The organism is Rhodococcus sp. YL-1, from assembly GCF_001942025.1.
GTDB lineage: Bacteria > Actinomycetota > Actinomycetes > Mycobacteriales > Mycobacteriaceae > Rhodococcus_F > Rhodococcus_F qingshengii.
The window spans coordinates 4,567,858-4,582,832 of the sequence record NZ_CP017299.1 but is presented as its reverse complement, the minus strand read 5'-3'; the positions used below and the strand labels follow the sequence as shown (position 1 = coordinate 4,582,832).

General features: G+C 62.5%; 14 protein-coding genes. 8 read left to right on the top strand and 6 right to left on the bottom strand.

The features are described 5' to 3' along the window. Positions 1–47: 47 nt before the first annotated feature. Positions 48–686 (bottom strand): TetR/AcrR family transcriptional regulator, encoded by a 639-nt coding sequence (locus BH682_RS21070; protein WP_075834013.1) that lies wholly within the window; start codon positions 684–686, stop codon positions 48–50. Positions 687–770: 84 nt separating this feature from the next. Here BH682_RS21070 and BH682_RS21065 point away from each other — a divergent pair, with 84 nt between their 5' ends. From BH682_RS21065 to BH682_RS21035, 7 genes are all read left to right on the top strand, one after another. Next, complete coding sequence (locus BH682_RS21065; protein ID WP_075834011.1) at positions 771–2,153, top strand: MFS transporter; 1,383 nt, start codon at positions 771–773, stop codon at positions 2,151–2,153. A gap of 55 nt (positions 2,154–2,208) precedes the next feature. After that, positions 2,209–3,201, top strand: a complete 993-nt coding sequence (locus BH682_RS21060; RefSeq protein ID WP_075834009.1) for an ABC transporter substrate-binding protein — start codon at positions 2,209–2,211, stop codon at positions 3,199–3,201. Next, a complete protein-coding gene (locus BH682_RS21055) occupies positions 3,198–5,099 on the top strand; it encodes an ABC transporter ATP-binding protein (protein ID WP_223304405.1) in 1,902 nt (633 codons plus the stop codon). Before BH682_RS21060 ends, BH682_RS21055 begins: the two co-directional genes overlap by 4 nt. Beyond that, positions 5,096–6,832, top strand: coding sequence for an ABC transporter ATP-binding protein (locus BH682_RS21050; RefSeq protein ID WP_065351231.1), 1,737 nt, complete (start codon positions 5,096–5,098; stop codon positions 6,830–6,832). Before BH682_RS21055 ends, BH682_RS21050 begins: the two co-directional genes overlap by 4 nt. Before the next feature lie 5 nt (positions 6,833–6,837). Next, positions 6,838–7,479, top strand: a complete 642-nt coding sequence (locus BH682_RS21045) for a TetR/AcrR family transcriptional regulator (protein WP_218680180.1) — start codon at positions 6,838–6,840, stop codon at positions 7,477–7,479. Positions 7,480–7,576: 97 nt separating this feature from the next. Beyond that, positions 7,577–8,077, top strand: coding sequence for a nuclear transport factor 2 family protein (locus BH682_RS21040; protein ID WP_003946235.1), 501 nt, complete (start codon positions 7,577–7,579; stop codon positions 8,075–8,077). Between the two features lie 25 nt (positions 8,078–8,102). Continuing rightward, positions 8,103–8,777, top strand: a complete 675-nt coding sequence (locus BH682_RS21035; protein WP_075834007.1) for a pyridoxine/pyridoxamine 5'-phosphate oxidase — start codon at positions 8,103–8,105, stop codon at positions 8,775–8,777. An 18-nt stretch (positions 8,778–8,795) separates the two neighbouring features. Here BH682_RS21035 and BH682_RS37215 read toward each other — a convergent pair whose 3' ends face one another. The 3 genes from BH682_RS37215 to BH682_RS21020 form a co-directional block, all read right to left on the bottom strand. After that, positions 8,796–9,104, bottom strand: coding sequence for a hypothetical protein (locus tag BH682_RS37215; RefSeq protein WP_306669658.1), 309 nt, complete (start codon positions 9,102–9,104; stop codon positions 8,796–8,798). A gap of 325 nt (positions 9,105–9,429) precedes the next feature. Beyond that, a complete protein-coding gene (gene pnuC / locus BH682_RS21025) occupies positions 9,430–10,080 on the bottom strand; it encodes a nicotinamide riboside transporter PnuC (protein WP_050654516.1) in 651 nt (216 codons plus the stop codon). Continuing rightward, positions 10,080–11,684 carry a peptide chain release factor 3 gene (locus BH682_RS21020; RefSeq protein ID WP_371747846.1) on the bottom strand — a complete coding sequence of 535 codons (1,605 nt, stop codon included), beginning with the start codon at positions 11,682–11,684 and terminating at the stop codon, positions 10,080–10,082. The genes pnuC and BH682_RS21020 overlap by 1 nt, the downstream gene beginning before the upstream one ends. Positions 11,685–12,036: 352 nt before the next feature. Between BH682_RS21020 and BH682_RS21015 the strand changes: the two genes are divergently transcribed. Continuing rightward, positions 12,037–13,671, top strand: coding sequence for a fatty acyl-AMP ligase (locus BH682_RS21015; protein WP_003946224.1), 1,635 nt, complete (start codon positions 12,037–12,039; stop codon positions 13,669–13,671). A 3-nt stretch (positions 13,672–13,674) separates the two neighbouring features. Here BH682_RS21015 and pth read toward each other — a convergent pair whose 3' ends face one another. Then, the gene (gene pth, locus BH682_RS21010) at positions 13,675–14,247 is read right to left on the bottom strand and encodes an aminoacyl-tRNA hydrolase (RefSeq protein WP_003946229.1); all 573 of its coding nucleotides are present in this window, start codon (positions 14,245–14,247) and stop codon (positions 13,675–13,677) included. A gap of 106 nt (positions 14,248–14,353) precedes the next feature. Continuing rightward, positions 14,354–14,962: a 50S ribosomal protein L25/general stress protein Ctc gene (locus BH682_RS21005; protein ID WP_003946242.1), complete on the bottom strand. Its 609-nt coding sequence runs from the start codon at positions 14,960–14,962 to the stop codon at positions 14,354–14,356. Positions 14,963–14,975: the final 13 nt, after the last annotated feature.

Sequence of the window (14,975 nt, the reverse complement as noted above, 5' to 3'; positions counted from 1 at the left end):
TAAGCTAGGTAAGCCTAACCTGACATGTCATTCGGTTGTTCTCGGGGTCAGTTGCCCTGCCACATCTGAAGCCATTCGCTCCAGGACGGGGGAGTGATCGTTGGTCGGGGTGTTCCGCCACGAAGTCCGTCGAGCATGAAGTCGAGATAGCGCGTGTGTATTTCGGTGGCTCGATCACCCTCGATCGGCAGAGTCGGCCGCAGATGCACTGTCATGAGCATGACGTCTGCAGCAGTGAAGTCGGGCGGGACTTCGCGAGCGTCGATGCAGACGTCGACCATCGATTGCAGTGCGGCCTCCAATTCTTCGGCGGCACGAGTGACTTCGGCGTGTTCAGGTAACTTGCCGCCGAGGACCGGAATGAGCGGTCCCATCGATTCGGTGAGATATCGCGAGAAGAACGTCTTCAATACGGCTTCATCGGTTTTCGCGGTGCTCATGCACTCTCGGGCGAGGGTGGCGAGGTGGTCGATCGCCCAGACGCGCAGGGATTGCGCCAGTTCCTCCTTGCCTCGGTATCGGCGATAGATGCTGCCTACTCCCACTCCGGCCCGGGTGGCAATTGCCGATACCGGTGCATTCCAACCCTGTTCGGCAAAAATCTCGCGCGCTGCTCGCAGTACGGTGACGTCGTTGTCTGCGGCTTCTCGGGCGCGTCCGGGGAGGCTCGCATTCTCTTTCGCCATTCCCACAGGCTAGCAATGCATGGTTTACTCAATCGGAGCGGAGTGTTCCGTTCCGATTCGATTCATGATTGGAGGAAGGTGTCGATGACAACCTTGGCGGAGGCGCCCACGCGATCCGGGAGCCGGGTGATCGCCGCGCTTGTGGGGGCGGTACTCGTCTACTCGCTCATGCAGACCATGCTGGTACCGGCGTTGCCGGTGTTGGGTGAGCATTTCGACACGTCCGTGGCGGTGACCGGCTGGATCCTGACGGCGTACCTGTTGGCGGCCGCGGTGATGGCTCCGATAGTCGGCGCGATGGGTGACCGATTCGGCGACAAGCGAGTCCTGGTGATCGTCCTGATCATCTTCGCTCTCGCGACATTTGCCGCGGCAGCCGCCCCGAATATCGGGGTGCTGCTTGTCGTTCGAGCTGTCCAGGGAGTGAGCATGGCGAGCTTCCCGCTTGCGATGGCAGTACTGCGGAGAACGGTAGTAGGTCCCGAGTTGTCTTCAGGAATAGGTTGGCTCGCTGGGACTTTGGGAATCGGTGCCGGAAGTGCACTGGTGATCGGCGGTGTCATCCTCGAGTATCTCAGTTGGCAGTGGTTGTTCGTGATCACCGGGATCTTGATCGTGCTCGCATTGGTCGCAGTGGTGGCCGTGGTTCCGGGCTCGCATCGCCGCCCGGGTATGCCGACGGACTGGGCCGGTGCCGGCGCTCTGGCGTTCGGATTGGTGAGCCTGCTCTTGGCGATCACGAAAGCCTCCGACTGGGGAGTTTTGTCGCTCGGATTCTGGGGTCTGGTGGTAGTCGCGTTCGTTTCGTTCGCGACACTGATTGCCGTCGATTCCCGCCACGACGCGCCGATCGTCGACATGCGAGTTTTTCGGGACAAGCCGATGATGATCACCAGCGCACTCACCCTGGTGTTCGGGTTCGTGCCGTACATTTTCTATCTCTGTCTGCCGCGGATCCTCCAGGCGCCGGAAACGTCCACGTATGGAAGCGGATTCACCGTTGTGCAGACCGGCTTGGCGCTCTTGCCCGCCGCTGTCCTCGTCTTTCTCGGTGGCCGCTTGACGCCGGCTCTCGCGCGGCGATTCGGGCCGCGGGTGCCCGCTGTCATAGCGCTGGCCCTCATGGCGGCGGGCGCAGTCGGACTCGCGATCTGGCCGAGTTCGGTGGTTGCGATCGTGGCGTTCTTTTCCCTCGTCGGATTGGGGAACGGCGTGGGGTTCGCGGTCTGTGCTCTGTTGGTTGCCTCGATCGTCCCGCCATCGGAAATGGCAGCAGCCAGTGGAGTCAACAGTGTGATCAGAACCGTCGGTTCGGCGGTGGGCGCCCCGGTGACCACAGCGGTCCTGGCGATCGGCATTTCCGGCGACTCGTTCGCGCTGGCGTTCGTGATGGGTGCCGTCATCAGTGTTGTCGCCTGTCTGCCGGCGATTGCACTTCCAGCGACGAGGACTGCACAAAAGGCGTGACTTATTGTAGGCTCCCCTAATCGAGACAGCGTGTAACTAAAGCGGGGAGAGAAGGATGCGGCAGCAGTGGGGCCTGCGAGCAACGGCACTCGCAGCGACAGCAACGGCGCTTGTCGGTTGCTCCGTGGGCGGCGATGACGCAGACGCATCGGAAACAGGCGAGTCGTCGGCCGTACCTGCACCTCAGAAACTGCTCGCACTGGACGAGTTCGCAGCGCTCAACGCACTCACGCTCGGGGTCAAGCCCGATACGGTCTTCGCCACGCTGCAGTCGCAGGCGGCGAAGGAGATATTGCAGAGTGAGGGGATCGAGGTCGTCGACAAACCGACGTTCTTCCAATCGCCAGATGTGGAGCAGATCGCGGCCGTTCATCCTGACCGAATCCTGCTCAGTGATGTCGGCTCGTTGACGTCGATCACCTTGCAGGCCAACGAGATTGCCCCGACGACGGTGCTCGCCTATGCGGCGCCGTGGCGCGAATTTCTGAATACCGCGGCGACGGCACTGGGTCGAGAGTCCGAAGCTCGCGAAATCGTGTCGAGGCTCGAGACCAAATTTGCCGAAGTATCCGGAACGGTCGAGGCGCAACCGCAGACGCTGTCAGTGCTGGTGGGATTCTCCGGCGGCATTTACACCGTCATCCCACAGTCGCCGATGTCCTCGATCATCGAGGAAGCCGGTTTCGGGCGCCCGCAAGCCGAACTCGACGCGAAGATCGGCCCCAACACAGGTGTTGCCACGTCTTCGGTGTCAGGCGAGGAGGTCGGACAGCACGCGGCGGACGCGATGGTCGTGACCTCGGGCAACATCTACGACGGCGCTCTAGTTCACGCAAATCCACTGTTCAACGAGATCTCCGCAGTGAAGGCCGGACGCACAGTGGACGTGAGCGGTGAACTTTGGTTCGGCAGTTATCCTTTCGCGGTCTACTGGATCCTCGAAGACCTCGAGGCTCTTGCCGATCGCACTCTCACCGGCGCGGAACTCCAAGGCCGCATCGCATCCGACGCCGACGCAGTAACCCGATGGAAGGCGTTCTCGAAATGACGACGACACAGGCCACGAAAGCAGACATTTCATCTGAAGAGGCCGACGCATCACAAGGAGCGACGGCCGAAGCCTCGCAAGCCAAAGCTGAAGCGGCGGCGCACAAGAGCGCGCTTCGCGAACTCCTTGCGCCAGTTCGTACACGGACCACCATCGCGATGGTGATGCAGGTGATCGCCGCGGTCGCGGCCATCGTGCCGTACGTGGCCATCGCCGAGTTGGGTAAGACGCTGATCGTGGGCGGCGACATCGACTCGTCTCGCGTCTGGACGATCGTGTGGGTGGTCGTCTTCGGTCTGGGTATGCGTGCGTTCTTCGGAGGCGGTGCATTGATCGTGACGCACTTCGCCGATGTCAATCTTCAAGCTGTGCTTCGGCGTCGAATCGCAGCGACACTCGGTCGACTTCCACTGGGCTGGTTCACCTCCCACTCGTCCGGAACCGTACGCAAAGCCGCGCAGAACGACATCTCCGATCTCCACTACCTGGTTGCGCACAGCGCCGTCGAGACCACCGGCGCCATCGCGGTGCCGCTCGTCGGGCTCGGCTACGTGATCTCGATCGACTGGCGTCTGGGACTGGTCGCGATTGCCACCCTCCCGATCTACATGATCGCCTACGCGATGATGACCAAGGACATGGCCGTCAAGATGAGCCGGATGAATGAGGGCATCGCGGCCATCAGCAACACCATCGTCGAGTTCGTCACCGGCATCGCAGTGGTCAAGACCTTCGGTCAGGACAAGCAGTCACATTCTCGATACCGCGACGCTGCCAAGGCGTTTGCCGTCTCGTACGAGGGCTGGGTTCGCCCGATGCTCCGGACCGAGGCGCTGGCCTCGATTGCGTTGAGCGCACCGGTTGTGCTGGTGGTCAACCTTGGCCTCGGCTCGTGGTTCGTTCACTCCGGATGGGTGTCACCCGTCGATGTGCTGACCAGTTCTCTTGTCGCGATGGTGATTCCGGTGTCGGTGACGACCATCGGTTTCGGTATGCAGGCTCGCCGTGAGGCAGCCGCCGCTGCGGCGCGACTGATCGCGCTGTTCGCAACCGACGCTCTGCCGGAAACCGATCATCCGAAAAAGCCTGTGGGGAACGAAGTTCGATTCTCCGGAGTTTCCTTTGCATACGACGACGGCGCCGACGTTCTGACCGACATTGATCTGACGCTGCCGGAGGGCACGGTGACGGCGCTGGTCGGACCGTCGGGTTCGGGTAAGTCGACGCTGGCGACGTTGGTTCCGAGGTTCCACGATGTGCGTGCCGGATCCGTGGCCATCGGTGGTGTCGACGTCAGGGAAGTCGCTACCGACGAGCTGTACCGCCACGTCGGATTCGTTCTGCAGGACGTGCAGCTGGTCGAAGCGACTGTGCTCGACAACATTCGGCTTGCCCGACCGCAGGCGACTTCGGCCGAGGTGAAGGCCGCTGCCGCAGCCGCGCAGATCGACACCCGAATCGAAGCGCTCCCGAGGGGGTACGACTCGGTGGTCGGGGTCGACGCCAGATTCTCGGGTGGTGAAGCCCAAAGAGTCTCCATCGCGCGTGCGATTCTCGCGGACACTCCTGTTCTCGTGCTCGACGAGGCAACCGCGTTCGCCGACCCGGAGTCCGAAGCCGATATCCAAGAAGCGCTGTCGCGTTTGACGGTGGGCCGCACGGTGCTGGTGATCGCGCACCGGTTGGCTTCGATTGTGAGTGCCGATCAGATCGTGGTCCTCGACGCCGGACGGATCGTGGAGAAGGGCACGCACGATCAGCTCGTGGCGAGTGGTTCAACCTATGCCCGGATGTGGGCGAGTCACAGTCGGGCCGACTCGATTGAGCACAGTCGGGCCGACTCGATTGAACGCAACATCGCAGGTAAGTCTGACGCAGCAGGAAAGGCCAACTCATGATTCGCGACCTCTTCCGGATACTCGGCCCGCAGAATCAGGGCCGTTATCGCGAGTTCCTGGTGTGGGCAGTGTTGTACGGCGTGATGCAGGGTTTGGCAGTGGCGCTTCTGGTCCCTGCGGTGCAGGCACTGTTCGATCAGAACTGGGGCAGTTTCGTTCGGTGGCTCGCCGCCATGGCCGTATGCGCTGTGATCAGTTCGATTGCGCACTACCTGCAGGCGATGAAGGGTTTCGAGTCGGCCCTCACTCTGCTGCGGACGATGCATCTGCGTCTGGGAGATCATCTCGTCACTCTGCCGCTCGGCTGGTTCGGCGCCGGGCGACTCGGGCAGGTATCGCAGGTTGCCAGCAAGGGCACCATCTCGGTGATGGGGGCGGCTGCGCACCTGATGACACCGATCATCTCCGGAATTGCCAGCCCGGCAACCATTGTCGTGTGCATGTTGTTCTTCGACTGGCGGCTCGGGTTGGCGCTGGTGGTCAGCGTTCCGATTCTGTTCGCGGCAGCCAGATTTGCCTCGACGATGACTGCCAAGGCCGACGATCGGGCACATGCCGCAGCCGTCGAATCGAACAATCGAGTGCTCGAATACGCGCGTTGCCAACCGGTCCTGCGTGCTTTCGGACGCACCCACGGGGTGTACGAACCGCTCGACGACGCGATCGAAGCGCAACACACTGCGGGTCGTTCACAACTGTGGTTCGTGGTGATCGGGTCCGTGGTCAACGGGATCGCCCTGCAATTCGTGTTCTCTGCCGTGATCATCTTGGGCGCGTTCCTCGCGCTCGGCGGCGACATCGATCCGGTCACGTTGATCGCGCTACTCGGGCTGACCGCACGGTTCATCCAGCCGCTGGGTGAGATCGGCGAGTTCGGCGGTGCAATCAGAATGGCACGCAATGAAATCCGGCGAATGTCCGAGATCCTCGAAGTTGAACCAATGGTTGAACCCGATACCAGCGGGACGGCGACGGGGGAGACGGCAGTGCAGTTCGACGCCGTCGACTTCGGATACGCGGACGGTGGGCAGGTTCTGCGAAACATCTCCTTCGACGTGCCACGGAAGTCGTTGACGGCGTTGGTCGGTCCGTCAGGGTCCGGCAAAACCACCGTCACCCGGTTGATCTCGCGCTTCTACGACGTCGACTCCGGTGTGGTGCGTGTCGGCGGCGTCGACGTGCGGGACCTCACGAGTGCCGACCTGATGTCGCAGCTGTCTCTGGTCTTCCAGGACGTGTACCTCTTCGACGACACGTTGATCGCGAACATCCGCCTCGGCCGCCCCGAAGCCACGGACGAGGAAGTCTTCGACGTGGCTCGGATCGCGGGCGTCGCGGAAATCGTCGAGCGGCTTCCGCGGGGTTGGGACACCCGTGTCGGTGAGGGCGGGACGGCACTGTCCGGTGGAGAGCGGCAGCGGGTCTCCATTGCGCGCGCACTCCTCAAACGCGCACCTGTCGTTCTGCTCGACGAGGCGACGGCCGCGCTCGATCCCGAGAACGAGGCACACGTGCAGCGTGCGATGCAAGAACTCGCCAGGGAAAGCACACTGCTCGTGATCGCTCACAAACTGTCGACCGTCGTGGCCGCAGATCAGATCATCGTGCTCGGTGACGACGGATCGATCGTCGAAGTGGGAACCCACGAAGTTCTGCTCGCAGCCGGTGGGAACTACGCCGCGTTCTGGAACCAGCGCCACCGTGCGTCGGGATGGCGGTTGGTGGCAAGCTGAGCAGAATGCAGACCGGAAAGAAGACGGGGCGGCCGCCGACGTTGTCGACAACGGACATCGTCGAGGCCGCCCTGGCCGGTGATCTGAGTGAACTGACGATGCCGAGCGTGGCAAAGCGGCTGGGCGTCAGTCATTCTGCACTTTATCGCTACTTCGCAGACCGCGAAGCGCTGCTGCGTGCCTGCTCGGATCATGTTGTGCGTCAGACTGTATGGCCCGATACGAATCGTCCGTGGCGCGAATTCCTGAGGGATTTCTGCGACGTTCTGTGGTCCTCGTTCGAGCGCTATCCAGGTCTGGCCCAGGTCGGTCTCGCAGTTCCGGGCACGCCGCCGGCGATAATCGACATCGTGGAGAAACTGGTCGGTTCGTTGACTGCGCAAGGCTTCACACCCCACGATGCGATATTGGCGGTGGACTTCATCTCCGAGGTGACGATGACGCAGTTCGCAATGATGGCGGCGATGGACAAGACCGTCAGCTCCGCCGATTCACGTTCCGCGCGACAGGCGTATCAGGAAAGTTGGAATGCATCGGAGTCGTTGATCGAGGGTATCGGCGACGAATCGACGTGGCACGGGCGAGGTTGGTTGGACGAGAAGATCACGATCATGCTCGACGGCCTGGAAAAGCGTGTTATCGGATGACATTTCTACTAGCTTTGAGAGTAATGCCCGTTTCGGCGTGATACAGGCTAATGTGCACACATAGGACGGGTGGTTGCTGCACCGGGAGGCGGGGATCATGGATCTCGAAGCGATTGTTCTCATCCAAAGACTCAAGTACCGATACGCACGCGCCTTGGACACCAAATCGTGGGTCGAATTCGCCGACACTCTGACCGTCGACGCCACCGCGATCTACGGAGAACAACTCAGTTTCGATTCCCGAGATTCGTTCGTTTCCTTCCTCGAGAACACTCTCGGATCACACATCATCACCGAACATCAGTGCGGGCAACCCGAGATCGACGTCGACGGAGACACCGCAACCGGGATCTGGTGCCTCGCGGACACAGTGGTCATCCCCGAAGATGGCATGCTGCTTCGCGGATCGGCCTTCTATCACGACAGATACACCCGCTGCAGCGACGGTGAATGGCGAATCTCCCACACGAGCTACGAGCGGACCTGGGAATCGGTGGTGGCGCTCGCCGACATGCCGAGTTTCCGATTGACGTCCAACAAGTGGGCGCTGCTGCAGCAACCGTCGTTCGGCGACTCGGTAGTTCGCAACGTCTCCTGAGGTCGCCCGCGATTAGAGTCGGCTCATGGTTGATGCAGATTTTTCGCTGCCTGACGTACGGACGTGGATTCGCGGTATCCCCGCGCTGACCGGAACTCCGCCGCCCGCGCCCGAGTGTTTTCCGGAAAAGCCGGGGGAGTTGTTCCTCGACTGGCTCCGTGCGGCCGTGGCCTTCGGCGTCGTCGAGCCACACGTGTGTGCGCTCTCGACCGTGGGCGGCGACGGTATGCCTGATTCTCGCTTCCTCATCCTCAAGGACGTGACCGAGGGAGGGTTCTGGTTCTCTGGTTCAGCTGCTTCGCCGAAAGGTGTTGAGTTGAAAGAAAATCCGCGAGCATCGCTCGCCTTCTACTGGCGCGAAACAGGCCAACAGGTCCGGATTCGCGGAACGGTTCGCGAGGGCGACGACGCACTTCGACGCCGAGACTTCGTCGAACGCTCCGTCACCGCGCGAGCGGTGGCGACGGCAAGTAAGCAGAGCGAGGTGCTCGAAGACTTAGGGGCGTACGACGCGTCGGTGGCCGCTGCGGAAGCAAGAATCAGCGACGACCCAGGGTTCGTGTCGAAGGACTGGCGTGCGTGGTGCCTCGAGCCGGAGTCTGTCGAGTTCTGGCAGGCAGACTCCGGGCGTCGACATCAGCGGTGGTTGTACCGGCGCGGCTCGGACCGAGCATGGACACGAGCAGTGCTGTGGCCCTAAGGGGCAGCTGGGCCCAGATCAGCTCGCGCTGATCTCCGGCGATACGAGGTTGACGACGATCGACTGTCCGCCCAGCTTGGCGTGGATTTCGGGATGTTCGAACCCCGAGGACAACAGGTAGCTGCCGAGCATCGTGAGCAACTCGTCCAGATCCGTCGTGGGATCGGAGGAATGTGCGCTCGAGGGTGAGGCCTGATTTGCGATGAGTTCGGTGTGGGTGAGTCGACCGGCCACTCGAACGGCGGCTACGCCCATCGCGTCGCGACGTACGACGGTACGACTCCGAGTTTCGAGCGTCCTCGATGATTCGCGTGTTGAAGCTGGCACTGAAAGGTCCTCTCCGCTGCTGTGTGCGGCCGTGGTTCGGGCAGGAAGCGGAAACGTGAATGCATCGGATTGCTTGGGTGCGGTCGACAGAAAATCCGCTGTGGCGGTGGCACTGCTGGAACCGTTACCCGTGGAAAGGTTGCTCCCAGAACCATTGCTTGCAGAACCATTACTTGCGGAACTATTGGCTCTCGATCCGTTGCCGGAACCGTTGGGGCCCGCTATTCCGTGAGAATTCTTGTCTTCCATTGTTTCGCTCCTGATGCCCGTAAACAGACCGCCGGTTTGCTTAATCGACGCAAACATACCAGGAGTTGGTTTACGGTCACACCCCTTGTGGAGTTCGGCGTTGAATGCGCAGCCACATTGCGAAGCCCCACAGGACGAAGAATGCATAGACCAGATAGAGGATCGCCGAAGGGTAATAGCCGGCTCGGAAAAGAAGGGGAACACCAACGGCGTCGACGCCGATCCAGATGAGCCAGAATTCGGTCCAGCCGCGCGCCATGCCGTATGTCGCGAGGATGGAGCCGGTGAAGATCCAGGCCTCCGCCCACGCTCCGTACGAGCCGAGGAGGTCGAAGATCCAGGCGAAAGCGATTGTGCCGCTGGTCATGACGGCGATCATGGCGACGCGCTCGCGAGTTGTCGCCCAATGGGGCAGGACTGCGCGACCGGAGTCGCGTGCCCCGCGTCGCCACTGAGTCCACCCGTAGACGCTGACGGTGATGAACAACAACTGACGGCCGGCCTGGCCGTAGAGATTGAGCTCTTGCGGCGTGTGGAAAAGTGCGCCCATGAACACCGTGAACAACAAGGCATTTCCGGCTATACCGACGGGCCACGCCCATACCGAGCGTCGCGCGCCCGCGATCGCGGAGCCGATTCCGAACGCGTTTCCGATGATCTCTCGCCAGAGAATCGTGGCGCTGCCGATGTGCAGTTCGGCGTCGAACAGCGCCTCGATCAGGCTCATCAGTCCGCAGCAGCGACGAGGGGTTCGAGCGTCAGATCCGGGAGTTCCTTCTGGATGTACTGCAGGCGCCACTTGTCACTGACCAGGGCGAGCAGAACACCGTCGGAACGGGTGAAGACCTCCACACCTCGTTGACGGTTCAGTTCGACCTCGGACGCGGCGTCGGTACGGCGAGCCAATGCGTAGCCGAGCGGTTCCATCTTGGCCTCGACGTTGAACTCGGCCTTCATGCGTGCTGCGACGACCTCGAACTGCATCGGGCCGACGGCCGCCATGACGGGGGAGGCGTCGCCGCGGATGTCGTTGCGGAGAATCTGGACGACGCCCTCGGAATCGAGTTGGTCGACAGCACGGCGGAACTGCTTGTACTTGCCGGCGCTTTCGGCGCGCAGGATCGAGAAGTGTTCCGGCGCGAACGACGGGATCGGCGGGAACTCCACCTTCTTCTCGGTGTACAGCGTGTGGCCGGGTGCGAGTGCGGTGGCGTTGACGAGGCCGACGACGTCGCCGGGGAACGCGGATTCGACGGTGGAACGTTCACGTCCGAATACCGTCTGGGCGTACTTGGTCGTGAAGGGCTTGCCGGTTTGGGCGTGTGTGACAACCATGCCGCGCTCGAACACGCCGGAGACGATGCGCATGAACGCCAGACGGTCGCGGTGCGCGGTGTCCATACCGGCCTGGACCTTGAAGACGACCGCACTGAACGGATCGGTGACCTCGCGCGGCTTGCCGCTGAGGTCTTCGCGCCCACGCGGCGGCGGCGCCAATTCGACGAGGGTGTCGAGGATCTGGCGGACGCCGAAGTTGAGCATCGCGGACGCGAAGATCACCGGGGAAGTCTGACCGGCGAGGAACATCTCCTGATCGTGGTCCTGGCCGGTAGCGGAGAGCAGTTCACTCTCCTCGGCCGCGGTCTCCCACTCGGAGCCTTCCTTGGCGAGCGCCGCGTCGGCGTCCATGACCTCTTCGGGGGCGATCTTCGCGCCGCCTGCGGTGCGGGTGAAGCGGACGTATTCGCGAGCCTGACCGTCTTCACCGCGCCGCAGCAGTCCGCGGAAGTCGCCGGCGATGCCGACCGGCCAGTACAGGGGGGTGGGCGTGAGGCCGATCCGTTCGCTGATCTCGTCGAGTAGTTCGAGAGGAGTCTGACCGGGACGGTCCCACTTGTTGATGACGGTGATGACCGGAATGCCGCGGTGACGACACACCTGAAACAGCTTGAGCGTCTGCGGTTCGAGGCCCTTGGCAGCGTCGATGAGCATGACCGCCGCGTCGACGGCGGTCAGGACGCGGTACGTGTCCTCGGAGAAGTCGGAGTGACCGGGGGTGTCGACGAGGTTGATGACGTTGATCTGCTCGTCCGGGGTCTCGGACGAGTGGTAGTTGAACTGCAGTGCGGTGGAACTGACGGAAATGCCGCGGGCCTTCTCCATCTCCATCCAGTCCGAGACCGTCGACTTGCGGCCTGCCTTGCCGTGGACGGCTCCTGCCTCCGAGATCTTCTTCGCGTGCAGTGCCAGCGCTTCGGTCAGCGTCGACTTTCCGGCGTCGGGATGCGAGATGACGGCGAAGGTGCGGCGACGCTCTGCCTCGGCGGACAGGCCCTTGGTCGTCGTCGTGACCGCGACCGACCCGCTCTCGGTTGAATCGGGGCCTTCGGTGTCGGACTGGACAGTCGAGTCGGAAGGGACGGTCGAGTCGGACGGGGTAGTCAACGAAGAACCTCTCGAAGTGGGCGTCGGTGCCGGCGACGTGCCGGTGCGCGGACAGGTGGAGAGTGCGGCAGCACAACAGAGAAAGGATACTCGCAGACCACGATGCAACAGCCACTGCGGCGTAACACTCGGCGAACGATCGCTGATTATCCATGTATGTGTGTGTTCGAACACACAGCCATTTGTGTCCTGCGAAGAGTTGCACTGATCGAAGAGTGACACTGACCGAGGAGTTGCGTTGAGCAAGTTCACCGAAGAGATGTATGCGACCGCCGCAGTCACCGACCGCGGCCTGGTGACGGGAGAGCCGGACAACGCTTTCCGTCAGACCTGGGGCGACATCCACCAGGAGGCTCGGCGCATGGCCGGCGGCCTGGCCGAGGTCGGTATCGATCGCGGCGTCGCGATCGGCATTCTCGCCGGACAGCCCGTCGACATCGCACCTGCCTGCCAGGCGACGTGGATGCGCGGTGCGTCGGTGACGATGCTGCATCAGCCGACCCCCCGAACGGATCTGGGCGTCTGGGCTCAGGACACCGAGACTGTGATCGACATGATCTCCGCGAAAGCCGTCATTCTGGGTGCGCCCTTCGACGCGGCCAAGCCGCTCCTCGAAGAGCGTGGCATCACCGTCGTGACGGTGGACGAGCTTCGCAGCGGAACGTCGATCGATCCCGTGGAGACGGCCGAATCGGATATCGCACTCCAGCAGTTGACGTCCGGTTCCACCGGTTCGCCCAAGGCTGTGCAGATCACGCACGAGAACTTCTACACAAATGCCTACGCCATGATCAACCGCATCAAGTTCTCCATCGAAGACGACGTGATGGTGAGCTGGCTTCCGCTCTTCCACGACATGGGCATGGTGGGTTTTCTCACGGTTCCGATGCAGGTGGGCGCAGAGGTCATCAGCATCACGCCGATGGATTTCCTGCGCACCCCGGTGCTGTGGGCCGAACTGATGGGCAAGTACGGCGGAACCGTCACCGCCGCACCGAACTTCGCGTACTCGCTCTTGGCTCGTCGACTCGCACAGGCGGAAGACGGGGCAGTCGACCTGTCCAGCGTCCGATACATGTGGAACGGCGCCGAGCCGGTGGATCCCGACACGATGGATGCACTCGCCGAGGCAGGTGCGCGTTTCGGTTTGAACCCGACTGCGCTGGCGCCCGTGTACGGAATGGCGGAAACCACGCTCGCCGTGTCGATTCCGGATCCCGATCAAGGTCAGGTCCTCGACTACGTCGATCCAGACTTTCTCGAATCGATGTCTCGAGCGGTGCCGTCCAATCGCCCCAACGCTCGTGCCCTCGCCACACTCGGCAAGATGGTGCCTGACCTCGAGGGACGCATCGTCGACCGTGACGGTCAGGTGCTTCCGGCCCGCGGTGTCGGAATCATCGAGGTTCGCGGCAAGGCAGTCACTCCCGGGTACGTCACGGTCGACGGACACAAGCCGGCCCAGGACGACGACGGTTGGCTCGACACCGGTGACGTCGGGTACTTCACCGAGGAAGGACTGGTCGTGGTGTGCGGGCGTGTCAAGGACGTCATCATCATGGGCGGCCGGAACGTGTACCCCACAGACATCGAACGGGCGGCCGGAACCGTTGCCGGTGTGCGTCCCGGAAATGCCGTCGCGATTCGTCTCGACGCCGGCCAGAAGCGTGAGAGCTTTGCAGTCGCCGTCGAGACCAACGCGTTCGAAGATCCGGAAGAGGTCAAGCGTATCGAACGCGAAGTGGTCCACGCCGTGGTTGCCGACGTCGGTGTCCGACCTCGCGCCGTTGCGGTCCTGGGTCCCGGCAGTATCCCGAAGACGTCGTCGGGGAAGCTCCGCCGCGCCAATTCGGCTGCACTGCTGGGTAACTGACCGTCAGTGCAGGCGGTTCTGTGCGGCTTCCAACCCGAGTTCGAGCAGTAGCTCCACTGCATCCGCAGCCTCTTCGCATACGAGATCGAGTTCTTTTCGCTCCGTGGACGAGAACGGCTTGAGAACGTAGTCCGCCGGGTCCATGCGGCCCGGCGGACGACCGATCCCGACGCGCGTGCGCAGGTAGTCCTTGGTGGTCAACGAACTCGAAATGGACCGCAGGCCGTTGTGGCCGCCTTCGCCGCCGCCGAGTTTGAGTCTGATCGTCCCGAAATCGAGATCCAGTTCGTCGTGGACGACGATGATGTTCGCGGCGTCGACCGAGAAGAACCGTGCGAGACCGGCGACAGCGCCACCCGAGAGATTCATGTACGAGCGTGGTTTTCCGAGAATCACACGCCGGCCGGCGAGGCGACCTTCGACGATTTCGGCGCCACTCTTCTTGTGTACGTTGAACTTTCCGCCCATGCGCCCGGCAAGGGTGCCGGCGACCATGAAGCCGACGTTGTGCCGGGTCTTCTCGTACTGGGGGCCGGGATTACCCAGGCCGATGACGAGGGCGGTATCTGTGCTCAACGGACGCTACTTTCTGGCTTGATTTTTCCTGCTACGCACGAACGGCGCGTCACTCCGAATCGGAATGACGCGCCGCGCGCAGTGAGTTCTGTTGGAACCGAGAGGATCAGGCCTCTTCTGCAGCCTCGTCGGCGGCGGGAGCTTCTGCGCCCTCTTCGAGGTCTGCCTCGGTGGGTGCAGCAACGACGTTGACGATCAGGGTGTCGGCGTCAGCCTGCAGGGTCGAGCCCTTGGGCAGTTCGAGCTGGCTGGCCAGGATCTGGGTGCCGATCTCGAGACCCTCGACCGAAACCTCGATCTGCTCGGGGATGTGAAGCGCGTCGGCCTCGATGGAGATCGTGGATGCGTCCTGCGCGACCATCGTGCCTGCAGCAGCATCGCCGACGACGATGACGTTCACGTCGATCGTGACCTTCTCGCCCTTCTTGATGACGAGGAGGTCGGCGTGCTCGATGTAGTTGCGGATGGGGTGCACGACGACCGACTTGGTCAGTGCAACCTGCTCCGTGCCCTCGATGTCGAGGGTGAGGATGGCGTTGGTGCCGTGTGCACGGAGGATGGCGGCGAAGTCGCGAGCCGGCACATTGAGGTGGCGGGGATCTTCACCGTGGCCGTACAGAACCGTGGGGACCTGGCCGTCACGACGTGCGCGGCGAGCTGCGCCCTTGCCGAATTCGGTGCGGACGACGGCGACGAGGTTGTTTTCTTCAGACATGATGAAACGGCTC